Below are 22,475 nucleotides of genomic sequence, written 5' to 3' on the forward strand. Positions count from 1 at the left end.
TGCCGCCGCGCTACCCGACCCGGATCGAGTCCCCCGAGACGGTGATCGGCTGTGCCGGCAGCGGCTCGGTCGCCGGACCACTGGCCACGGAGGCATCGGCGATCTTGTACTTGCTGCCGTGGCACAGGCAGTTGATGGTCCCGTCGGAGACGTTGGCGACCGTGCAGCCCTGATGGGTGCAGACGGCGGAGAACGCCTTGAAGTCTCCGGCCCGCGGCTGGGTCACCACGATCTTCCTGTCGGCGAAGACCTTGCCGCCGCCGACCGGGATGTCCCCGGTCCTGGCGAGTTCCTCGCCGGCGGGCGAGGGCGTGGCGCCGCCGTCCTCGGACGTCGCCGGCGCGGGCTCGCTCGGCGGCTGCGTCGCCGGGCCGTCGCCGCCTCCGTCCCCGCAGCCCGCCACCAGGGCGGCCGCACCCGCCGCACCCGCCGCCAGGACCGTCCGTCGACTCGTGTCCATGAACAGTCTCCTCAGCTCGTGACCCCGACCCGCTCGGGACACGAGCATCCTGGCCCTTGAGCAGGCGGAGACGAAGCAACCGGGCAGCCGATGTCCGCCCGTCGGCCCAGCGCGCGCCTCCGCCGGAAGTCCGGCTCGGGGGCGACGTCAGGCCCAGGGGGTGAGCTGCCGGGGGTGACCGTCGCCGTCCCGGTGCACCGCCATCACGGCCTCCACCGCCGAACGCTCGATCGGCCCGTACACGTGCGGGAACTCGCCCCCCGGCCCTTCCCAGCGGACCTCGGCGCCGAGCCGGACCTCGTCGATCAGCACGACCAACAGGTCCGGCGCGTCCCGGTAACGGGCGTCCGCCACGGCGAGCGCGGCGAGTTCGTCGCCCGAACAGTGCACGAATCCCTCGGTGGACAGGGAGGCGGGGGCGTACGGGGCCTCGGCGGCCGCCGTCCACTCCCGCGCGGGCACGACATGAAAGATCATTCGCCCGTTGTAGCGCAGTGCCGACCGTCTCGCAGAGCGGGCACCGCCGTCGAAGCGCCGCGCGCTGACTACGCTGAAACCCAGGCACCCGCGCAGGTGGGCGCATCCGGTGAGCACATGAGGAGCACGTCGTGGCGGTACGAGCGGTCCGGGGAGCCGTCCAGCTGGAGCGGGACGACGCCGAGCACATGGACGAGCAGGTCAGGGAGCTGCTCACCGCCGTCCTCGAGCGCAACGGCCTGATCGCCGACGATCTGATCAGCATCTGGTTCACGGCCACGCCCGACCTCCACTGCGACTTCCCCGCGGCAGCCGCCCGGGGACTGGGCATCGTCGACGTGCCGCTGATCTGCGCGCAGGAACTCGACATCCACGGCGCCATGCCCCGCGTGGTGCGCGTACTCGCGCACATCGAGTCCGACCTGCCCAAGTCGAAGATCTCCCACGTCTACCTCGGCGCCGCCGGCGCGCTCCGCAAGGACATCGCCCAGTGAGAACCGCACTCGTCATCGGAACCGGGCTGATCGGCACCTCCGCCGCGCTCGCCCTCGCGGGACGCGGGGTCACCGTGCACCTCGTGGACCACGACGCCGAGCAGGCCCGCACCGCCGCGGCGCTCGGAGCGGGCACGGAAGAGAAGCCGGAGGGCCCCGTCGACCTCGCCGTCGTCGCCGTGCCCCCCGCCCACGTCGCCGCCACGCTCGCCGACGCCATGCGCGCCACAGTCGCCCGCGGCTACCTCGATGTGGCCAGCGTCAAGGGCGGCCCGCGACGGGATCTCGAAGCGCTCGGCATCGACATGTCCGCCTACATCGGTACGCATCCGATGTCCGGCAAGGAGCGCTCGGGCCCGCTCGCGGCCACCGCGGACCTCTTCGAGGGCCGCCCGTGGGTCCTCACCCCCACCCGCGACACCGACACCGAGGTCCTCAACCTCGCCCTGGAGCTGATCTCCCTCTGCCGGGCCGTACCGGTCGTGATGGACGCGGACGCGCACGACAAGGCCGTCGCCCTCGTCTCCCACACGCCGCAGCTGATCTCCTCGATGGTCGCGGCACGGCTCGAGGAGGCCGACGACACCGCCGTGCGCCTCTGCGGGCAGGGCATCCGCGACGTGACCCGTATCGCCGCCTCGGATCCCCGGATGTGGGTGGAGATCCTCGCCGCCAACCCCGGTCCCGTGGCCGACGTGCTGGCCGGCGTGGCCGCGGACCTCGACGAGACGGTCCACGCGCTGCGCGCCCTGCAGTCGTCGGACGAGTCGGAGCGCCGTGGCGGTGCCGACGGCATCGAGGACGTGCTGCGGCGCGGCAACGCCGGCCGGGTGCGAGTGCCGGGCAAGCACGGAACCGCACCGAAGGTGTACGAGATCGTCGCCGTGCTGATCAGCGACGAGCCGGGCGAGCTGGCCCGTATCTTCGCCGACGCCGGACGGGCCGGGGTGAACATCGAGGACGTCCGCATCGAGCACGCGACGGGCCAGCAGGCCGGCCTGGTCCAGCTGATGGTCGAACCGGCGGCGGCCCCGCTCCTGGCGGCGGCGCTGCGGGAACGTGGCTGGTCGATCCGCCAGTAGGCGGCCTCGGGCCCGGTCCGCCGACGCCTCCCGGCCGCCGTCGGGCGGCCGGACGCCCGGCCCGCGGACCCCCTCCCGGCGCCAGGCCGGGCCGGTCCCGGAGCACGGGTGCAGAAGTGGTCGTCCGCACTCGGTAACCTTGTGCTGGGCCCACCGGCAGTCCCGCCGTGCCCGCTCCCAAGAACCAGGAAGGTGTCCGACACCGTGGAATCCGTGATCGTCGCCATCGATGGCCCCTCCGGCACGGGCAAGTCGAGCACCTCCAAGGCCGTCGCCTCCGCGCTGGGGCTGAGCTACCTCGACACCGGTGCTCAGTACCGTGCCATCACCTGGTGGATGATCAGCAACGGCGTCGACGTGACCGACCCCTCGGCGATCGCGAACGCCTCCGGCAAGCCCGTGATCGAGTCCGGTACCGACCCGTCGGGCCCGACGATCACCGTGGACGGTCTCGACGCCTCCGGCCCGATCCGCGAGCAGGACGTCACCTCCAAGGTCAGCGCGGTCAGCGCCGTCCCCGAGGTGCGCACCCGGATCACCGAACTGCAGCGGTCCATCGCCAAGGAGGCGGAGAAGGGCATCGTCGTCGAGGGCCGTGACATCGGCACGACCGTGCTGCCCGACGCCGACCTGAAGATCTTCCTGACCGCGTCGCCCGAGGCCAGGGCGGCCCGCCGCAGCGGCGAGATCAAGGGAGCCGACGTCGCGGCCACCCGCGAGGCCCTGATCAAGCGGGACGCGGCCGACTCCAGCCGTAAGACGTCCCCGCTCGCCAAAGCGGCCGACGCGGTCGAGGTCGACACCACGGACCTCACCCTCCAGCAGGTCATCGAGTGCGTCGTGACCCTGGTCGAGGAGAAGCGGGCCGCGAAGTGACCGTAGCCTCGCAGAAGGGCGCGGCCGTCGGGCGGGGCATCGGCATCGGGCTGATGTACGGACTGTGGAAGCCGCGCGTGCTCGGCGCGTGGCGGGTCCCGGCAGCGGGTCCGGTCATCCTCGCGGTGAACCACTCGCACAACATCGACGGACCGATGCTGATGGGCACCGCGCCCCGGCCCGTGCACTTCCTGATCAAGAAGGAGGCGTTCGTCGGCCCCCTCGCCCCGTTCCTGACCGGGATCGGACAGGTGAAGGTGGACCGTACGACCGTCGACCGCACCGCCATCACGGCCGCGCTCGGCGTGCTGGACGACGACGGAGTCCTCGGGATCTTCCCCGAGGGCACCCGGGGGGAAGGCGACTTCGCCTCGCTGCGTTCCGGGCTCGCGTACTTCGCGGTGCGCAGCGGCGCCCCGATCGTGCCGGTCGCGGTGCTGGGAAGCACGGAGCGCCGCGGACGGTTGATACGGGCGCTGCCACCGCTGCGCAGCCGCGTCGACGTGGTCTTCGGTGAGGCCTTCGAGGCCGGTGACGGGAGCGGACGCCGTACGCGCGGGGCGCTCGACGAAGCGACCGTGCGCATCCAGGATCGGCTGACCGCCCACCTGCAGAACGCGAAGCGCCTGACCGGGCGCTGAGCCAGACTTGAGTAATGGACCACGCAGCTGTCGCGGTCCAGTGACGGACGAGGAACGGACTTCATGAACGACCAGCACGACCACGGAGCACTCGGCGACGCCGAGTACGCGGAGTTCATGGAGCTCGCCGCGGAAGAGGGCTTCGACATCGAGGACGTCGAAGGCGCGATCGAGGAGGCCGGGCACGGCCCGCTGCCCGTCCTCGCTGTCGTCGGACGACCGAATGTCGGCAAGTCGACCTTGGTGAACCGCATCATCGGCCGCCGCGAGGCGGTCGTCGAGGACAAGCCCGGCGTGACCCGCGACCGCGTCACCTACGAGGCGGAGTGGGCCGGCCGCCGGTTCAAGGTCGTCGACACCGGCGGCTGGGAGCAGGACGTCCTCGGCATCGACGCGTCCGTCGCCGCCCAGGCCGAGTACGCCATCGAGGCCGCCGACGCCGTCGTCTTCGTCGTCGACTCCACGGTCGGCGCGACCGACACCGACGAGGCGGTCGTCAAGCTGCTGCGCCGGGCCGGCAAGCCCGTCGTGCTCTGCGCCAACAAGGTCGACGGGCCCAGCGGCGAGGCGGACGCGACGGCGCTGTGGTCACTCGGTCTCGGCCAGCCGCACCCGGTCTCCTCACTGCACGGCCGCGGTACGGGCGACATGCTCGACGCCGTCCTCGAGGCGCTGCCGGAGGCACCCGCCCAGACCTTCGGCGGCGCGGTCGGCGGCCCCCGCCGCATCGCGCTGATCGGCCGTCCGAACGTCGGCAAGTCCTCGCTGCTCAACAAGGTCGCGCGCGAGGAGCGCGTCGTCGTCAACGAGCTCGCGGGCACCACCCGTGACCCGGTCGACGAGCTGATCGAACTCGGCGGCGTGACCTGGAAGTTCGTCGACACCGCCGGTATCCGCAAGCGGGTCCACCTGCAGCAGGGCGCCGACTACTACGCCTCGCTGCGCACGGCCGCCGCCGTCGAGAAGGCGGAGGTCGCGGTCATCCTGATCGACGCGACGGACACCATCAGCGTCCAGGACCAGCGCATCATCACGATGGCGGTCGAGGCCGGCCGTGCGATCGTCGTCGCCTACAACAAGTGGGACGACCTCGACGAGGAGCGCCGCTACTACCTCGAGCGCGAGATCGAGACGGAGATGCAGCAGGTCGCCTGGGCGCCGCGGGTGAACGTGTCCGCGCTCACCGGCCGTCACATGGAGAAGCTGGTCCCGGCGATCGAGACCGCCCTGGCGGGCTGGGAGACGCGTGTCCCGACCGGTCGGCTGAACGCCTTCCTCGGTGAGATCGTCGCCGCTCACCCGCACCCGATCAGGGGCGGCAAGCAGCCGCGCATCCTCTTCGGCACCCAGGCCGGCACCAAGCCGCCGCGGTTCGTGCTCTTCGCGTCCGGCTTCCTCGAGCACGGCTACCGGCGTTTCGTCGAGCGCAGGCTGCGTGAGGAGTTCGGTTTCGACGGCACCCCGATCCACATCTCGGTCCGGGTGCGGGAGAAGCGCGGCCGCAAGAAGTAGCCCACAGTCGCCGACGCCGCTGCACCCGGACCGTTCCCACAAGGTCCGGGTGCAGCGGCGTCCTTTGCGGTCGCGGGCTCAGAGCCCCTTGCGCGGAGCCGGTGGCAGTGCCGCCGGCCGGTGGACCGCGTGCCGGCCCGTGCCGGTCTGGTGCGGATGCCAACTGCCGTGCTGGCTCGCGAAGCCGCCCTGCCCGCCCGAGTGGCCCGACTGCGTGTGACCGGTGTGGCCGCTCGTGTGGCCCGTATGGCTCCCGTAGCCGAGGAAGCCGCCGCGGCTGCTGTGCAGCCCCGTCCCGAACGCCTTGAAGTCCAGATCCTCCTCCCCGCTGCGGTCACCCGGCAGCGTCCTGAACGCCCTGAGGTACTCGGAGTACAGCGCGTCGTAGATCGGCGTGGCCGAGCGGCCAGGCGACCCGTCGCGCGAGGGGCGCATGGAAGGGATCTGGCTCTGGAACGGCTGGGGGGAGGGGTCGTATGAGTGCACGTACCTGCAACGACGCCGCAGTCCCGCGGATGCGGGCTGCGGCGAGCTGCATTCTTCCGGGGGACGATTCGGGCCATGCGGACCCCTCCGGTACACGCGGACGTACGCCGGGGCGGGAGAGCGGCCTCGGCGTACGTCCTGTGCCTGCCGGGCCGGTCGGCGGGCACCCCCGTGGGTCCAGGGGTTCTGCAGCGGCCGGGAGTCGTACGGCCCCGGCCGGCTCAGGGGCTCAGGTGCCCGCGAGCGGCATCGCCGCGGCCACCAGACGGCCGTCGGCCGCGGCCTTCTCCAGTGCGTCGCGCAGCAGGTCCTCCCTGGGCTGCTGGCCGATCGAGCCCACCGGAGCGGCGTAGACGAGGACGGTCTGCGTCTTGTTGACGGCGGTCCGCCAGGCCTCGGTGACCTGCAGGGGCTGGTGGGCCTGCCACCAGGCGACCGGGCTGCCACCGCCCGTACCGGGCTGGAGCACCGCGTGCAGCTGCCCCATGGCGATCAGCACCGACCAGCCGGGCAGCTGCGACGGGCGCCGGCTCACGTCCATGACCGGCAGGAATCCCTGCTCGATCAGGAGCGGCAGGAAGTCGTCGCCGCCGTTGCCCGTGGTGCCCGGGCGGGCGATCGGCGCGGTCGGTTCCACGACGAGGGCGGGGTGCACGTCGCCGTCGAGCAGGATCAGACCACTGGTGACGCCGAGCACGGCCTGCTCGGGGGCGGCGCCCGGAACGCGCGGCTCCTCACCGGTGATCGACCGGACCGCGCCCTGGAGCTGGTCCTCCTCGACCTGCACGACCTGTGAAGGGATGCAGGTGGCGTGGGCGAAGGCGAGAACGGCGGTCTCGTCGCCGACGAACAGCACGGTGCTGGTCCGCTCCTGCTCGGAGTCGCCCGGGGTGCGGCAGGAGGTGCAGTCGTAGCTGCCCGGGGCGTTCAGGCCGGCGAGCAGCCGGTCGGCTTCTTCGTCGCCGATCTCGGCACGTACGTCCTCGCTGACGTCGAGCATGCGCGGCACGGGTGGCTCCTCGGACTTGATCGGGTGTGCCGGGCGGGTCCCGGCGCACCAGGTTCAACGGGAGACGTGTCGCAGGAGTCACGCGTGAAACGGCAACGAATCGAGCCGTCGCGCCACCGCGGGGGATCGGTACAGGCCGGAAACGAACCGGAACCGCTACGACGTACCGCGGATCCCGTACCGCCCCCGGCAGGCAAGTACAGTCGTCGCGTAGATCCTCTGACCAGGAGAGGATCTTCGGGACCCCGGGGGACACGGCGACGTATGCGCATCTCATTTCTGCTCCACAACGCCTATGGCATCGGCGGGACGATCCGCTCGACGTTCAACCTCGCGGGCGAGCTCGCAGAACGGCACGACGTCGAGATCGTCTCCGTGTTCCGGCACCGCGACGTCCCGTCCATGGGCGCCCCCGCCGGCGTCACCCTCAGGCACCTGGTCGACCTGCGGAAGGCGAGCCCCGGCTACGACGGTGACGACCCGCTGGCCAAGCAGCCGGCGAAGGTCTTTCCGCGCGGCGACGGCCGGCACCGTCAGTACAGCCGTCTCACCGACAAGCGGATCGGGGCTCACCTGGCGTCCCTCGACGCCGACATCGTGGTCGGCACCCGCCCGGGTCTCAACGTCCACATCGCCCGCGAGGCCCGCCGCGGCGTCGTACGGGTCGGGCAGGAGCACCTGACGCTCGACGGCCACGGGTACCGCCTGCGCCGCGAGATCCGCCACCGCTACAGCCTGCTCGACGCGATCACCACCGTCACAGAGGCCGACGCGCGCTCCTACCGCGAGCGGCTGAAGCTCCCCGGTGTGCGCATAGCGGCGGTGCCCAACAGCGTGCCCGTGCCCAGCGTCCCTCCCGCGGACTGCACGGCCAAGTGGGTCGTGGCGGCCGGACGCCTCACCAACGTGAAGCGGTACGACCTCCTGGTGACGGCGTTCGCCAAGGTCGTCGCCGCCCGCCCGGACTGGCGGCTGCGGATCTACGGCAGCGGCGACGCGACCGGCAACGGGAAGCAGGGCCTGCTCGACCGGATCGAGGAGTACGGCCTCCACAACCATGTCTTCCTCATGGGTCCGGTGAGCCCGTTGGAGCCGGAGTGGGTCAAGGGCTCGGTCGCGGCCGTCACCTCCAGCCGGGAGTCGTTCGGCATGACCATCGTCGAGGCGATGCGCTGCGGGCTCCCCGTCGTCGCCACCGACTGCCCGCACGGTCCCGGCGAGATCATCGAGGACGGTGTCGACGGCCGGCTGGTGCCCGTCGGTGACGTGGACGCCATCGCCGACGCGCTGCTCGAACTGATCAACGACGACGAACTGCGCAAGCGCACCGGCCGGGCGGCACTGGCCGCCTCCGCCCGGTTCGACCCCGCCGAGGTCACCGGGCGTCACGAGGCGCTGTTCGCCGAGCTCGTCGCGCGCGGCGGGGCCGGGCGCGCGCACAGCGTGACGCGCGAGCGCCTGCACCAGGTCCGGAGTGCCCTCTATGACAGGGTCTATGCACTGCGTTATCTTGCCGCGGAGGTGGTCCGCAGACGGAAGAAGAGCTGATGAGCACGCCCAGCACAACCGCCGGACACCGCACGCCGCGAGCCGACTGCGTCGCCGACACGACAGGCGCCCTCGTGTTCGACGTCGCCGGAGCGGGCGGGCCGGACGCGGTACTCGTACTGAAGCGGCGCGGCGGAAAGAGCCCCGCGGACGAGCTGCGGCTGCCGCTCACACCGTCCGGCGAGGACACCCTGCGGGCCGTGCTGCCCATGACGCTCGAGCTCGCCGAAGGCCGCTGGGACGTGTACACGCGGACCGGCGAGGCCGTACGGCCCGGCACCCGGGACCTGCGGGCGCTCGTCGACCAGGACCCGGCCCCGGGCCGCGTCACCGTGCGGGTCCCCTACCCGACGGCCGACGGCCGGCTCGCGGTGCGCTGCTGGGTGCGCGCACCGCACGCCGAGGCCGGCGCGATCGGCCTGGCCCCCGAGCGGGACGCCATGTCCGTCGAAGGTGTGCTGTACGGGGTGGAGCTGGGCGAGGGGGCGGTGGCCCAGGCACGGCTGCGTTCGGGCAGCCGGGAGTACGAGGCGCCCGTGACCGGCGAGGGGCGCGCGTTCGTCTTCACGCTGCCGTACGGACCGCTGGCCGAGGGCGCCGGCGGGGAAGGCCTGTGGGAGCTGTGGCTGCGGCCGGCCGCGGACGCGGCGGCGGTGCGGATCTCTCGCATCCTCGACGACGTCTGGGACAAGAAGTCGGTCTTCGTCTATCCCCGGCGCCGCGTGGCCGACCGCATCGCCGCTCCCTGCTACACCGGTGACAACAACCTCTGCGTCCGTATCACCGCGGCAGGCTGAGCACGGCCCTCCCCAGCCCGCAGTCGCGGACAGTGGCTGTCCGCAACGGCTGGCAGACTTCCGCCATGTTGGAAACCTCGGCACGACTGCTGCGTCTGCTCTCCCTGCTGCAGGCGCATCGCGACTGGTCCGGCGCCGACCTGGCGGACCGCCTCGGTGTCACCCCGCGGACGGTGCGCAGGGACGTGGACCGGCTGCGCGAGCTCGGCTACCCGGTCAACGCCAGTCCGGGCACGGGCGGCGGATACCAGCTCGGGGCGGGAGCCGAACTGCCGCCGCTGCTGCTGGACGACGAGGAAGCCGTGGCGGTGGCCGTCGGACTGCGCACCGCGGCGAGCCAGGGCATCGAGGGCATCGGCGAGACCTCCGTACGCGCTCTCGCCAAGCTGGAGCAGGTGCTGCCCAGCAGGCTCCGGCGGCAGGTGAGCGCGCTCAACGCCTTCACCGTGCCCATGCTGCGCGGCGGGCAGCGTTCGACCGTCGACCCCAGTGTGCTCACGGAGCTGGCCAACGCCTGCAGGGACAGCGAGCGGCTGCGTTTCGAGTACCGCGACCACGGCGGCTCCTCCACCCGGCGCACCGTCGAGCCGCACCGCCTGGTGTGCACGGAACGCCGGTGGTACCTGGTCGCCTGGGACGTCGAGCGCGGAGACTGGCGGACCTTCCGCGCCGATCGCATCGACCCCAGGCCCCCGCACGGCCCCCGCTTCACGCCGCGTACGCCCCCCGCCGACGACCTGGCCGCCTACGTGGCCAAGGGCGTGTCCACCCATGCGTACCCGGCCCACGCCGTGGTGCGGCTGCGCACCTCCGCCGAGCGGGCGGCGGAGGCCGTCGGCCCGGCCGACGGGATTCTGGAGGCGGTCGACGACAGCAGCTGCCTGCTGCGGACCGGGGCCACGAACCTGGACGTGCTGGTGATCCACGTGATGCTCAGGGGTCTCGACTTCGAGGTCGTCGAGCCGCCGGAGCTGGTCGACCACGTCAGGACGCTCCGCGACCGGCTCTCCCGAGCCCTGGGACCTGACGGCTCGTGAGTCGAGTGGATTATGTAAAGAAATGGTGAATGGCCCACGCTGTGAATTCTCCGGGCGGCGGGAGTCGATTCGGGGAATTGGAAGCGGAGCCATTGTGAATTCGTCCCGGTCCGCACGGCAGCTCAATTCGTTCAGGAACAGCCGCGAGCGCCCGATCGGGTGAACCAGTTCGAACGGGGCACCTGTCGAGATCCTGTGACACAAGCGTGACCGGCGGAGTATCCGGGACTGCTGCGGTCACCTGTCACCGGGTTTGTGTCGTCCGCCGTTCTTCTTCCGGCTCCGCTTCCGTCACCGTCCGCTGCCGCCTACGGTGAAGGCATGGCACCCATACCGACCCCTCCCGCACAGCCCGACGACACCCCGGAGTCGTACGTCGGCCTCGAGGCCCACGAAGCCGAGCAGCAGGCCCGCGAGCGGGGCTGGTCGACGGTCAGAGCGCTTCCGCCCGGCTCGATCATCACGATGGAGTACGTGCAGGGCCGGCTGAACTTCGAGGTGAAGGACGGTTCGGTCATCCGCTGCTGGAAGGGCTGAGCCCACTCGTGTACGCCGAAGGCCCCGGTACTCCGTGAGTACCGGGGCCTTCGCGCTCAGCCACCTGCCTGTCGGCCGCCTGTCAGCCGCCCGTCAGCGGTCGCGAATGCGGCGGCCGTCGGCTGCCCGACGGGGTCACCGGGGTCCGCTCGGAGCGCGGGTGCGACCGCGACCGGTCGTGCGTGGCAGCCCTGGTGCCCGCCGTCGGGCCACCGGCCGACCCGGCCGCCGGCCGGGTGGTCGTGGTGCCGACGCCGGTCACCGGCCCGGAGCCGTGGCCGTCGGCCTGTGCGGCCTCCGTCCCGCGCTGCGGGAACACGGCGGGCCGCGGCGGCCCTCCCGACGCGACGGGCCGCGAGGGCAGCGGCGACGCCGCCCGGCGGGCCCGCCACTGTGCGCGCAGGGCGAGGATCCATGCCTCGGCGCGGCTGATCAGGGGCTCGCACCAGGGGAGACCGAGAAGGATCAGCAGCCCCGCCGCCCAGCCGAGCAGTACATCGCTCAGCCAGTGCGTACCGAGGTACACGGTTGTCAGACCGACGCCGAGGGAGACCACGGCCGAAAGTGCCGACAGATAGCGCCGGGCTCTCGGGGTGGTGGCCAGATAGGCCAGGATTCCCCAGGTCACGACGGCATTGGCGGTGTGTCCGGACGGAAATATATCGCCGCCGGCGAAGAGTTCGGCGGAGCCGATCTCCGTCGCGTAGTGGGGGCCGAGCCGGCCGAGTCCGATCTTGACGGCGCCCACGGTGACGTTCAGCAGCAGCAGGGCCGCGCCGAGCGAGAGCAGGGGGCGCAGGGTGTGCTGGCGCCAGGAGCGCCAGCCCAGCCACGCCGCGACCATGACGGCCGTCGGGCCGCGCTGGCCGAGCACCACGAAGTAGTCGAGAAAGGCGTGCTGCTCCGGCCACTGCTCGTAGGGCCGGAAGAGCATCAGCTTCCAGTCGAGGGCCACGAGCCACGTGGACGCCAGCACGGCGACGACGATGGCCAGATAGAACGCCGACGTCCCGCCGAAGAGGGCGAGACGCGTGCGGCTCATCCGCGGGATCTCTGTCTTCGGCGGTTCCGGCTCCCGGTCCAGCCGGGCAAAGAAGTCGGTACGCACGCAATCGACGTTACAGGGAGTGAGTGAGTGGTCAGGTCGATCCACTCTCTATCGTGATCCCTATGTGATGTGGAGTTTGTCTCAGGTCCAGTTTCATTCACGGTCCGTCAGGAAAAGCCGGTGGTCGTGTTCCCTATTTATCGGACGGCCTTCTCGGACGGCTTCCCGGCATCGGGCGTGAATGGTTTGCCGGAGTCCCATGTGGAATTTCCGGTGTGTTCAGGCGCGGCCCGGACCGGCCGCGGGCTCCCTCCGGAGTGGCGTACGCCACACCGGAGGGCCGGGCGGGGTGAGAGATCGGCCACGCGGACCGCACGGGAACTCGCGTACGCTGACGACTCACTCGCCCGTCGATGCCGGGCCGCCCAGTCGGGACGAACCCCGCAGCACCGTCCCGGCCGGCCCGCCGAGCGCGAGGGACTCACTGGGAGGTACGTACATGTCCGTGACGCCCACGGCCGGCGCACGCCTGCGCTCCGTCGGCAACGGCGCCAACCGCTGGGTCGTCCTCTTCGTCCTCTGCGTGAGTCTGCTGCTCGTCGCGCTCGACTCGACCGTGCTGCACGTGGCGGTTCCCGCCGTCACCGAGGATCTGCGTCCGAGCGGTGTCGAGCTGCTGTGGATCGTGGACGCCTACCCCCTGGTCTGCGCCGCCCTGCTGATCCTTTTCGGGACGCTCGGCGACCGGATCGGCAGACGCCGTGTGCTGCTGCTCGGCTACGGCATCTTCGGCGCCGCCTCCGCCGTCGCCGCCTTCGCGCCGACTCCCGACGTACTGATCGGCGCCCGCGCGCTGCTCGGGGTCGGCGGCGCGATGATCATGCCGGCGACGCTCTCGATCCTGCGGGCGGTCTTCCCCGACCGCCGCGAGCGGGCCACCGCCATCGGTATATGGACCGCGGTCGCCGCCGTCGGCGCGGCCACGGGGCCCGTGCTCGGGGGCTTCCTCGTGGAGCACTTCTGGTGGGGCTCGGTCTTCCTGGTCAACATCCCGCTGATGGTCCTGATCCTTCCCGCCGGACGCTGGCTGCTGCCCGAGTCCAGGGGAGGAGCGGACGGCCCGTGGGACGTGCTGGGCGCGCTGATGGCCGCCTGTGGTGTCCTCGGTGTGGTCCTCGGCGTCAAGCGGCTGGGGGCGGGCGCCGGCCTGCTCGACATCCGCGCCGTGGGGCCGCTGCTCCTCGGCGCGGCGCTGCTCGTGCTGTTCGTGGGACGGCAGAAGCGCCGCAGGCATCCGCTGATCGACATGCGGATGTTCGCCATCGCGGCCTTCTCCACCTCCGTGGGCTGCATCATCCTCGCCATGCTGGCGCTGGTGGGCCTCGAGCTGATCGCCGTCCAGTACCTCCAGCTGGTCCTCGGGCTGGGCCCGCTGGAGACCGGCCTGCGGCTGCTGCCGCTGACCTTCGCGGCCATGGCCGCCGGGGCCACCGGTTCGAGCACGCTGAGCCGGCTCGGCCCCCGGCGGATGGTCGGCTGGGGCTTCGTCCTGACCGCCGCGGCCGTGCTGATGCTGACCGTGATGGGCCAGCACGACCGCCCGTGGCTGCTGACCGCCGCCTTCGTCCTGCTCGGTTTCGGCCTGCAGACGACGCTGTTCGGTGCTTACGAGTCGATGCTCAGCGAAGCCCCGGCCGCACAGGCGGGCGGGGCCGCTGCGATCGGCGAGACCTCGTACCAGCTGGGTGCCGGCATGGGCATCGCCGTGCTCGGCAGCGTGATGAACGCCGCGTACGCACCGGCGCTGAAGTCGCTCCCCGGAGTGCCGGGCCACGCGGGCTCGGCCGCCTCCCACTCGCTCGGCGAGGCGTATCACGTGGCCGACCGGCTCGGCGGTCCGGCGGGCGAGATGCTGCGGTCCACGGCCCGTCACTCCTTCGTGCACGGTCTGCACGTCACCCTGCTGGTCAGTGCCGGGCTGCTGCTCCTCGGGGCGGTCGCCGCGCTGCGGCTGCCGCGGCGGATGGAGTGCGGCTCGGTGGAGAAGTACCCGACCCCCGGTCAGGCCGAGTCGGCGAAGGTCCCGGCGACGCGTGCGTCCGACGCCTCGGGCGCGCCGCGGACCGGCGCGACCAGCCCCCGCGCCGCCGGCGCCGATCCCCGTCCCGGCGGATCCGACCCCTGTTCGGGCGGGCCCGACGCGCGTTCCGGCGCCGCGGGGCCGACGGGCCGCAGGCCGCACGTCCCCGGTCCGCCCGCACCCGCGGAGACGGCGGGGTCTGGACGCACGGCACACTGAGCCGTAACGTCTGGCGAGGCCCCTGACTAGCACTGCTAGTTTTAGGGGTCGTGCCGCCCGTTCCACTCCCCGGCGGCCACCGGCCGGGGGAGTGCCAGTGTGAGAGCCGCCGGAGGTCGTGTCATGTCCAGAGCCTCGAAGCTTCCGCCCTTCGACCCGGGCGATCCGCTCGGCATCGACGACCTCCTCGGTGCCGAGGACCTGGCGATCCGCGACACGGTGCGCGACTGGGCCGCCGACCGCGTGCTGCCCCACATCGCGGACTGGTACGAGCGCGGCGAACTCCCCGGCATCCGGGACCTGGCCCGCGAGCTCGGCTCCATCGGCGCGCTCGGCATGTCGCTCGACGGGTACGGCTGCGCCGGTGCCACCGCCGTGCAGTACGGCCTGGCCTGCCTCGAACTGGAGGCCGCCGACTCCGGCATCCGCTCCCTCGTCTCCGTACAGGGCTCGCTCGCCATGTACGCGATCCACCGCTTCGGTTCGGAGGAGCAGAAGCAGCGCTGGCTGCCCGGCATGGCCGCCGGCGAGATCATCGGCTGCTTCGGGCTGACCGAGCCCGACCACGGGTCCGACCCGGCCGCGATGCGCACGCACGCCAAGCGTGACGGCGGGGACTGGGTGCTCACCGGCCGCAAGATGTGGATCACCAACGGCTCCGTGGCCGGCGTCGCCGTGGTCTGGGCACAGACCGACGACGGCATCCGCGGCTTCGTCGTGCCCACCGACAGCCCCGGTTTCTCCGCGCCAGAGATCAAGCACAAGTGGTCCCTGCGGGCGAGCGTGACCAGCGAACTGGTGATGGACGAGGTACGGCTGCCCGCGGAGGCGGTGCTGCCGGAGGTCACCGGTCTGCGCGGCCCGCTCGGCTGTCTGAGCCACGCCCGGTACGGAATCGTGTGGGGCTCCATGGGCGCCGCACGCTCCAGCTTCGAGGCGGCGGTGTCGTACTCGCGGACCCGTGAGCAGTTCGGCCGGCCGATCGGCGGCTTCCAGCTCACCCAGGCCAAGCTCGCGGACATGGCCGTCGAACTGCACAAGGGCATCCTGCTCGCCCACCACCTCGGCATGCGGATGGACGCGGGGAAGCTGCGGCCGGAACAGGTCAGTTTCGGAAAACTCAACAACGTGCGCGAGGCGATCGAGATCTGCCGCACCTCACGCACCATCCTGGGCGCGAACGGGATCTCGCTCGAGTACCCCGTGATGCGGCATGCGACCAACCTCGAGTCGGTGCTCACCTACGAGGGCACCGTCGAGATGCACCAGCTCGTGCTGGGCAAGGCGCTCACCGGCCTCGACGCGTTCCGGTAGGACCGAGGAGGCCCGGCCCTCGGCGGCCGGCGAGCTCCTTGCTCAGCTCTGGTTGAAGAAGCCGTCCTGGGAACGGCCCGCAGGGTCCCCGCTGACGATCTCGGTGTCGGCGGGGGTCAGCAGGAACACCCGCGTCGCGACCCGCTCGATCGAACCGCGCAGCCCGAAGGCGAGGCCCGCGGCGAAGTCGACGACCCGCTTGGCGTCGCCGGGCTCCATCGACGTGAGGTTCACGATGACGGGGACGCCGGAACGGAAGAGCTCACCGATCCCGCGGGCGTCACGGAAGCCGTCGGGGGACACCGTCGCGATCCGGCGGCCCTCCTGCTTGGCGGACTCGGAGGCGACCCGTACCCGGGGGTCGGTGACCCACGCGTCACCCGTCTGCGCACCCTCGGCGTACTCGTCGTCGTAGTAACGCCCGTCGTCCTCGACGAGTCCCAGCCAGGCGCTCGCCTTGCGCACCGATCCCATGGACGCCTCCTTTCATCGCGGTCACTTGTGGTTCCGCATATCCCCTATCGTCGTCCATGATGCGGATCGGGCGCCAAGTGGATAGTCGCCGCGCAGGGGATTCGTGACGGTACTGGTGCAGAAGATGTGGCGATTCGTCAAGCTCCGCCCGCCACATGGGGCGTGACGGGATGAAAATATAAAAGTCGGGCCGGACGGGTGAGCTTCGGCACGTACGGGTGAACGGCCTGGCTGGATACGATGCCCACCGCACATCTCAGCGACACACGGGGGCGTCGTGTTCGGAATCGTCAGGCCATGCTCACACCGGCTCACCGATGGGCTCAGAACGGAATGGATGGCCCATCTCTGCGGACTCTGTCTGGCACTTCGGGCCGACCACGGGCAGTTCGCCCGGGTCGTCACCAACTACGACGGCCTGATCGTCTCGGTCCTGACGGAGGCTCAGACCGAACGGACCCCCGCACAGCGGCGTACCGCCGGGCCCTGCCCGCTGCGTGCCATGCGCACCGCGCCCGTCGCCCGCGGTGAGGGCGCGCGCCTGGCCGCCGCGGTGTCCCTGGTGCTCGCGTCGGCCAAGGTGCGCGACCACGTCGCCGACGGCGACGGCGTGTTGGCCCGCAGGCCGGTGGCCGCCGCGGCCCGCAGGGTCGCCGCCGGATGGGACAGGGCGGGCGCGCGCGCCGGCGCCGCCCTCGGCTTCGACACGGCGGTGCTGCTCGACGCGGTCGACCGGCAGGGCGGCATCGAGGCGCTGGCCGGACCCGGCACCTCCGTGCTGACGGTCACGGAACCGACCGAGACCGCCACGGCCGCCGCCTTCGCGCACACCGCCGTGCTCGCGGGGCGACCGGAGAACGCGGCACCGCTCGCCGAGGCCGGACGGCTCTTCGGACGGCTCGCACATCTGCTGGACGCAGTGGAGGACCAGGAAGCCGACGCGGCGTCGGGTGCGTGGAACCCGCTCACCGCCACGGGCACCTCGCTCACCGAGGCCCGCCGCCTCGCCGACGACGTGCTGCACGGCATACGCCTGGCGCTGCGGGACGCCCGCTTCACCGACGGCAAACTGGTGCACGTGCTCCTCGCGCACGAACTGCGCACCTCGGTCGACCGGGCCTTCGGTACGACGACATGCGCGCACCAGCCCGGCCCTTACGGCCCGCCGGTGCCGGGCAATCCGTACGCCCCCGGGCCGGGCGGTCCCGGCGGCCCTTCGGGGCCGCTCCCGCCCGAGCCGCCCCGCCGCGATCGGAGGGGTCTGATCGCCGGGTGCCTGGTCTGGGCGGGGCTGGCCTGCACCTGCCAGATGTGCTGCGGCACGCACGAGGACCCGTGGAGCGGTGAACGCCGCGAGAGCCTGTGCAGCAGGTACGACTGCTCGGACTGCTGCGATTGCTGTGACTGCTGCAGCAACTGCTCGGACAGTTGCTGCTGCGACGGCTGCTGCTGCGACTGCAACTGCTGACCACCCGTCAGCACGCTGCCGTGCCGTGCCGTGCGCCGGGGAGCGCGGGGGAGCTGGAGTGCGGGGGTGCCGGTGCCACGTTCCGGTAGCCCGGAGCCCGCAGTGCCGTCGCGGCCGGGAGCCCCCGTGCCGGGGGCTCCGCGCACCGCCGTCCCCGGAAGCGGTCACGATTGCCGGCCGGTGCCGGCCTCCCCGGCGGTCGGACGGTCGGGCGGTTGGACGGTCTGGCGGTCTGGCGGTCTGGCGGTCGGCGCGGCTTACGGCCGGAAGCCACCCCGCGAACCCGGCCTGCACGGTGGCGGCTTCCGGCCCGGCGGCGGCCCGGTCGTGCCCGTGTCACCTGCGGACTTGAGATCCGTTCGGCCTGCGGTCTTGTGCGTCCGCTGTCCGGAAGTCACTATCACTGGCGGTGACATGTCAGGAACACGCCATCCTGGCAGCGCCTCACGGGCCCGCCACCGCGGGTTCTTCTCTCTTCCCAGGAGGAGCACAGTGAGGATCAAGCGCACCGCAACCCTGCTCGCAGCGGCAGCCACCCTGGCAGCCGGCTTGGCCGCGCCGACCGCCGCCACGGCGGCCCCCGCTCCGGGGCCCGCCGGAGCGGCTCAACTCGCCCGTGCCGACGCCGCCGTACTCGCGGCCGACGTGGAGGGCACCGCCTGGTACGTGGACCGGGCCCTCGGCCGGGTCGTCGTCACGGCCGACTCCACCGTCTCCGACGCGGAGATCACCCAGATCCGCAGGACGGCCGGCACGGACGCCGGCGCGATCACGGTCAACCGCACCCCCGGCGTCTTCACACAACTCCTCGGCCCGGGCGACGCGATCTACGGCGGTGGCTACCGCTGCTCGCTCGGCTTCAACGTGCGCAGCGGAAGCACCTACTACTTCCTCACGGCCGGCCACTGCGGTGACGTCGCCGACACCTGGTACGCCGACTCCGGCCAGTCCACCCTCATCGGGCCGACCGTCGGGTCCAGCTTCCCTGGCAACGACTACGCCCTGGTCCGGTACGACAACGCCGCCCTCAGCCACTCCGGCGGCTTCACCGCGGCCGACGCCTACGTCGGCGAGTCGGTCAAGCGCTCCGGCTCCACGACCGGCACGCACAGCGGCACCGTCACCGGCCTGAACGCCACGGTCCACTACTCCGGAGGCGGCACGGTCCGCGGCATGATCCAGACCAACGTCTGCGCCGAGCCCGGCGATTCCGGTGGCGCGCTCTACGACGGGTCCAAGGCCCTCGGCCTCACCTCCGGCGGCAGCGGTAACTGCCGTACCGGCGGCACCACGTTCTACCAGCCGGTGCCCGAGGCCCTCGCGAAGTACCGGGTCAGCCTCCTCTGAGAGCCCGTTCTCCCGGTCTCCGGCGCCCGCCGCGGAGGCCGCATGGCCAAAAACACTCCCTTGTGGCGTGTGACCGCATGGCCTGAAACTTCCCCCACAGCGCCGGCCCCAGGCCGACGCCTCACGGGTCCGGCACCCCACTGCGGGCCCCTGAATCCCCCTGGAGGGACGAGACGTGAGGAAACAACGGCACACCATCACCGCCGGCAGACCGAGCCGTCTGCTGGCCATCGCCACCGGTCTGATCGCGGCCGCCGCACTGGCGGTCCCCACCGCGACGGCCGGCGAGGCACGGGCGTACGACGCCCGTCAGCTCGACGCCGCGAGTGACGCACTGCTCAGCGCGGACGTGCCCGGGACCGCCTGGCACATCGACACGGCGACGAACACCCTTGTCGTCACCGCCGACAGCACCGTCTCGAAGGCCGAGATCGCGAAGATCAGGCGCGAGGCCGGAACCAACGCCGGTGCCCTGCGCATCGAGCGCACCCCCGGCACGTTCTCCAAGCTGATCTCCGGCGGCGACGCCATCTACGCGTCCAGCTGGCGCTGCTCCCTCGGCTTCAACGTCCGCAGCGGCAGTGGCACCTACTACCTGCTGACCGCCGGTCACTGCACCGACGGCGCGGGCACCTGGTACACCAACTCCTCGCGCTCCACGAGCATCGGTCCCACGGTCGGGTCGAGTTTCCCGGGCAACGACTACGGCATCGTCCGCTACTCGAACACCTCGCTGTCCCATCCCGGCACCGTCGGCAGCCGGGACATCACCAGCGCGGCCAACGCCACCGTGGGCATGTCCGTCACCCGCCGCGGCTCCACCACGGGCACCCACAGCGGCACCGTCACGGGCCTCAACGCCACCGTCAACTACGGCGGTGGTGACATCGTCTACGGCATGATCCGCACCAACGTGTGCGCGGAGCCGGGTGACAGCGGCGGCCCGCTCTACTCCGGCAGCCGGGCCATCGGCCTGACCTCGGGCGGCAGCGGGAACTGCTCCTCGGGCGGCACGACGTTCTTCCAGCCGGTCACCGAGGCTCTGAACGCCTATGGAGTGAGCGTCTACTGACGCGGTCGGCACCTGTCGGCAGATCTGTACGAGCCTCCGCCCGGACCATCGGGCGGAGGCTCGTCACCGTGCGGCGGGCCCGGTTCCTGTGAAGAGGCTGTGAACGCAACCGTGTTGTCGTGTGCCCGTCCAGTAGTCGACCTTGTGTGCGAGTGCGACGCCTCGGAATAGTGGGCGGCTCATCCTCCGTGTCCGGGCACCCCACTCGCCCGGGCGCGGCCCCCACAGGAGGTCGAAGTTGAAGCACCGACGCATACCCAAGAGGAAAGCGGCGGTAGCCGGCGGCGCGATCGTCGCCGTCGTCGCCGCGGGCGTCACTTTCCAGAGTGCGAACGCCAGTGACAACACCGCGCAGTTCGAGGTGAAGGCGCTCTCGGCACCGGCGGCCGGTGACCTCGCGCACACGTTGAGGGCGGACCTGGGCGCCGCTGAGGCCGGGGCGTACTACGACGCCCGTACCAAGGCGCTCATCGTGAACGTGCTGAGCGAGGACGCGGCGCAGACGGTGCGCGAGGCGGGCGGCAAGGCCAGAATCGTTGAGAACACGCTCGTGGAGCTGAAGAGCGCACGGCAGACCCTCTCGGACAAGGCGACCATTCCGGGAACCTCGTGGGCGACCGACCCGGTCACCAACAAGGTGGTCGTCACGGCCGACCGTACGGTCGAGGGCGCCGACTGGGCCAAGCTGCAGGAGGTCGTGAAGGGCCTCGGCGACAAGGCGGACCTGAAGAAGACCGCGGGCGAGTTCAAGCCCCTCATCGCCGGCGGCGACGCCATCCACTCCGGCGGCGGGCGCTGTTCGCTCGGCTTCAACGTGGTCAAGGGCGGCGAGCCGCACTTCATCACCGCCGGACACTGCGGGCAGTCCGGCAGCGAGTGGTCCGACTCGGCGGGCGGCGCGGCGATCGGCACGATGGTCGACTCGCAGTTCCCGGGCAACGACTTCGCGCTGGTGAAGTACAGCGGCGCCACGGAGCACCCGAGCGAGGTCAACCTCTACGACGGCGGCACGCAGGCGATCACCCAGGCGGGCGAGGCGACCGTCGGCATGCAGGTGACGCGCAGCGGCTCCACCACTCAGGTTCACGACGGTGAAGTCACCGGTCTCGACGCGACGGTCAACTACGGCAACGGCGACATCGTCGAGGGCCTCATCCAGACGAACGTCTGCGCGGAGCCGGGCGACAGTGGCGGCTCCCTCTTCTCGGGCGACGCGGCGATCGGCCTCACGTCGGGCGGCAGCGGTGACTGCTCGTCGGGCGGCGAGACGTTCTTCCAGCCGGTGACGGAGGCGCTGTCGGTGTTCGGCGCGGAAATCGGCTGACGCCGGGCTCCAGGGGGCCGGCCCCGTCACGTCAGGGTGACGGGGACCGGCCCTCCGCCGTGTCCTTTCCCGTTCCGCCCCTGCGCAGCCCCGCGCACACCGCCGTGACCACGGTGCCCGCGACCGCCCACGCCGCGAGCACCAGCATCGGTCCGCCCACCCCGTTGCCCCGGAAGTACGCGATCGAGCGCGCCGCGTACGTGCCCGCGCCGGGCGGCAGCGCGGGCCCGATCGCCCGCCAGAACGGTGGCAGCAGCGGGTAGGGGTAGGCGCCCCCCGCGCTCGGGTTGCCGAGCACCACGACCAGCAGGATCGCCAGCCCGATGCCGACGATCCCCACGAGCGACTGCAGCGCCAGCGTGATCGCCCCGACGGCGAGGACGATCAGCGTGCCGAGTCCCCACAGGGCCCAGACGCTGCCGGGCAGCGCGTCCAGAGCCGGGCCCGCGATCACCGCTCCGAGCAGCCCGGAGGCGATCGAGTAGAGCAGCAGCGCGCCGAGCCGGATGAAGGCGCGGCCCGCGTCGGCCGGGCGGGCTCCCGCGCTGATCGCGAGGATCGCCGCGCACAGATAGCCGCCCACACACCAGCCGACCACCAGGTAGAACGAGGAGAGCCCCCGCGCGTCGCCCGCGGCGCCGGGGACCACGTCCGCCACGCGTACGCCGCGGCCCTGGGAATTCCCGGCCTTCGTGACGACCTCGGCGAGCGCCTGCGACAACGCGCCTCCGCCGCCGCCCGCGACCAGCAACCGGTCGGTGCCGCCCCGTGGGTCGATGACGAGGGCCCCCGCGACCTTCCGTTCGGTGATCTGCCGCCGGGCCGCCGCCTCGTCGTCGACGGTGCGCGGTTCGAGGGGCTCGCCCGGCAGCCGAGCGAGCCGGTACAGGGCCTCGTCGGCGACCTGGGCGTCGGGCGAGGTGACCGCCAGCGGGATCTTGTGCGGCTTCGGCTGGTGGAAGGCGCCGATGTACGACGTGATGAAGCCGAGTTGGAGCGCCAGTACGCCGAGGACCAGTACCGCGGCCCGTACGGTCACCGCGTCCCTGATCCGGCCGAGGAACCCCCCGCGCGGCTCGTCGTCCGTCTGTGGCTGTGCCTTCTGTGCCATGGCCCAACGCTGGGCGGGGACCGTGGTGCCCGCATGCGGAGTCAGCCGGATGGCTGAGAGCG

22 protein-coding genes are annotated in these 22,475 nt (G+C 71.9%); 15 read left to right on the plus strand and 7 right to left on the minus strand.

Features of this window, described 5'->3' with window-relative positions:
* Nucleotides 1-10 precede the first annotated feature (10 nt).
* Together ACFYV1_RS22615 and ACFYV1_RS22620 are read right to left on the minus strand one after the other, a co-directional pair.
* The gene (locus ACFYV1_RS22615; protein ID WP_389397338.1) at nt 11-460 is read right to left on the minus strand and encodes a Rieske (2Fe-2S) protein; all 450 of its coding nucleotides are present in this window, start codon (nt 458-460) and stop codon (nt 11-13) included.
* Between the two features lie 147 nt (nt 461-607).
* Complete coding sequence (locus ACFYV1_RS22620) at nt 608-937, minus strand: DUF952 domain-containing protein (protein ID WP_389397339.1); 330 nt, start codon at nt 935-937, stop codon at nt 608-610.
* A gap of 131 nt (nt 938-1,068) precedes the next feature.
* On the opposite strand from ACFYV1_RS22620, the gene aroH reads away from it, so the two are divergent.
* The 5 genes from aroH (at nt 1,069) to der (ending at nt 5,542) form a co-directional block, all read left to right on the plus strand.
* The gene (gene aroH, locus ACFYV1_RS22625; protein ID WP_389397340.1) at nt 1,069-1,431 is read left to right on the plus strand and encodes a chorismate mutase; all 363 of its coding nucleotides are present in this window, start codon (nt 1,069-1,071) and stop codon (nt 1,429-1,431) included.
* Nucleotides 1,428-2,513 (plus strand): prephenate dehydrogenase, encoded by a 1,086-nt coding sequence (locus ACFYV1_RS22630; protein WP_389397341.1) that lies wholly within the window; start codon nt 1,428-1,430, stop codon nt 2,511-2,513. The genes aroH and ACFYV1_RS22630 overlap by 4 nt, the downstream gene beginning before the upstream one ends.
* 192 nt (nt 2,514-2,705) lie before the next feature.
* Nucleotides 2,706-3,389, plus strand: a complete 684-nt coding sequence (gene cmk / locus ACFYV1_RS22635; RefSeq protein WP_389397342.1) for a (d)CMP kinase — start codon at nt 2,706-2,708, stop codon at nt 3,387-3,389.
* A gap of 53 nt (nt 3,390-3,442) precedes the next feature.
* Nucleotides 3,443-4,030, plus strand: a complete 588-nt coding sequence (locus ACFYV1_RS22640) for a lysophospholipid acyltransferase family protein (RefSeq protein WP_389397696.1) — start codon at nt 3,443-3,445, stop codon at nt 4,028-4,030.
* 63 nt (nt 4,031-4,093) lie between these two features.
* Nucleotides 4,094-5,542: a ribosome biogenesis GTPase Der gene (gene der, locus ACFYV1_RS22645; protein WP_389397343.1), complete on the plus strand. Its 1,449-nt coding sequence runs from the start codon at nt 4,094-4,096 to the stop codon at nt 5,540-5,542.
* Nucleotides 5,543-5,620: 78 nt separating this feature from the next.
* Here the strand turns inward: der and ACFYV1_RS22650 are convergent, their stop codons facing one another.
* Both ACFYV1_RS22650 and ACFYV1_RS22655 read right to left on the minus strand, forming a co-directional pair.
* Nucleotides 5,621-5,977, minus strand: a complete 357-nt coding sequence (locus tag ACFYV1_RS22650; RefSeq protein WP_389397344.1) for a hypothetical protein — start codon at nt 5,975-5,977, stop codon at nt 5,621-5,623.
* Nucleotides 5,978-6,257: 280 nt separating this feature from the next.
* Nucleotides 6,258-7,037, minus strand: a complete 780-nt coding sequence (locus ACFYV1_RS22655) for a hypothetical protein (protein WP_389397345.1) — start codon at nt 7,035-7,037, stop codon at nt 6,258-6,260.
* 264 nt (nt 7,038-7,301) lie between these two features.
* On the opposite strand from ACFYV1_RS22655, the gene ACFYV1_RS22660 reads away from it, so the two are divergent.
* From ACFYV1_RS22660 to ACFYV1_RS22675, 4 genes are all read left to right on the plus strand, one after another.
* Complete coding sequence (locus tag ACFYV1_RS22660) at nt 7,302-8,585, plus strand: glycosyltransferase family 4 protein (protein ID WP_389397346.1); 1,284 nt, start codon at nt 7,302-7,304, stop codon at nt 8,583-8,585.
* Nucleotides 8,585-9,382, plus strand: a complete 798-nt coding sequence (locus ACFYV1_RS22665; RefSeq protein WP_389397347.1) for a hypothetical protein — start codon at nt 8,585-8,587, stop codon at nt 9,380-9,382. Before ACFYV1_RS22660 ends, ACFYV1_RS22665 begins: the two co-directional genes overlap by 1 nt.
* 65 nt (nt 9,383-9,447) lie before the next feature.
* Nucleotides 9,448-10,419: a helix-turn-helix transcriptional regulator gene (locus tag ACFYV1_RS22670; RefSeq protein ID WP_389397348.1), complete on the plus strand. Its 972-nt coding sequence runs from the start codon at nt 9,448-9,450 to the stop codon at nt 10,417-10,419.
* A gap of 321 nt (nt 10,420-10,740) precedes the next feature.
* The gene (locus ACFYV1_RS22675) at nt 10,741-10,956 is read left to right on the plus strand and encodes an I78 family peptidase inhibitor (RefSeq protein ID WP_389397349.1); all 216 of its coding nucleotides are present in this window, start codon (nt 10,741-10,743) and stop codon (nt 10,954-10,956) included.
* An 82-nt stretch (nt 10,957-11,038) separates the two neighbouring features.
* On the opposite strand, the gene ACFYV1_RS22680 is transcribed toward ACFYV1_RS22675, so the two are convergent.
* Nucleotides 11,039-12,064 (minus strand): phosphatase PAP2 family protein, encoded by a 1,026-nt coding sequence (locus ACFYV1_RS22680; RefSeq protein WP_389397350.1) that lies wholly within the window; start codon nt 12,062-12,064, stop codon nt 11,039-11,041.
* A 439-nt stretch (nt 12,065-12,503) separates the two neighbouring features.
* Here ACFYV1_RS22680 and ACFYV1_RS22685 point away from each other — a divergent pair, with 439 nt between their 5' ends.
* Nucleotides 12,504-14,303 carry an MFS transporter gene (locus tag ACFYV1_RS22685; RefSeq protein ID WP_389397351.1) on the plus strand — a complete coding sequence of 600 codons (1,800 nt, stop codon included), beginning with the start codon at nt 12,504-12,506 and terminating at the stop codon, nt 14,301-14,303.
* Nucleotides 14,304-14,426: 123 nt separating this feature from the next.
* Nucleotides 14,427-15,617, plus strand: coding sequence for an acyl-CoA dehydrogenase family protein (locus ACFYV1_RS22690; RefSeq protein ID WP_389397352.1), 1,191 nt, complete (start codon nt 14,427-14,429; stop codon nt 15,615-15,617).
* A 42-nt stretch (nt 15,618-15,659) separates the two neighbouring features.
* Here the strand turns inward: ACFYV1_RS22690 and ACFYV1_RS22695 are convergent, their stop codons facing one another.
* Nucleotides 15,660-16,091 (minus strand): cell division protein SepF, encoded by a 432-nt coding sequence (locus ACFYV1_RS22695; protein WP_389397353.1) that lies wholly within the window; start codon nt 16,089-16,091, stop codon nt 15,660-15,662.
* A gap of 277 nt (nt 16,092-16,368) precedes the next feature.
* Between ACFYV1_RS22695 and ACFYV1_RS22700 the strand changes: the two genes are divergently transcribed.
* From ACFYV1_RS22700 to ACFYV1_RS22715, 4 genes are all read left to right on the plus strand, one after another.
* Entirely contained in the window at nt 16,369-17,559 is a 1,191-nt protein-coding gene (locus tag ACFYV1_RS22700; protein WP_389397354.1) for a DUF5685 family protein, read from the plus strand.
* A gap of 492 nt (nt 17,560-18,051) precedes the next feature.
* A complete protein-coding gene (locus ACFYV1_RS22705; protein WP_389397355.1) occupies nt 18,052-18,906 on the plus strand; it encodes a S1 family peptidase in 855 nt (284 codons plus the stop codon).
* 175 nt (nt 18,907-19,081) lie between these two features.
* Nucleotides 19,082-19,978 carry a S1 family peptidase gene (locus ACFYV1_RS22710; protein WP_389397356.1) on the plus strand — a complete coding sequence of 299 codons (897 nt, stop codon included), beginning with the start codon at nt 19,082-19,084 and terminating at the stop codon, nt 19,976-19,978.
* A gap of 238 nt (nt 19,979-20,216) precedes the next feature.
* Entirely contained in the window at nt 20,217-21,302 is a 1,086-nt protein-coding gene (locus ACFYV1_RS22715) for a S1 family peptidase (protein ID WP_389397357.1), read from the plus strand.
* A 31-nt stretch (nt 21,303-21,333) separates the two neighbouring features.
* Here ACFYV1_RS22715 and ACFYV1_RS22720 read toward each other — a convergent pair whose 3' ends face one another.
* Nucleotides 21,334-22,413, minus strand: a complete 1,080-nt coding sequence (locus ACFYV1_RS22720) for a DUF3533 domain-containing protein (RefSeq protein WP_389397358.1) — start codon at nt 22,411-22,413, stop codon at nt 21,334-21,336.
* Between the last annotated feature and the right edge of the window lie 62 nt (nt 22,414-22,475).

The organism is Streptomyces sp. NPDC003023 (assembly GCF_042888225.1).
Classification (GTDB): Bacteria; Actinomycetota; Actinomycetes; order Streptomycetales; family Streptomycetaceae; genus Streptomyces.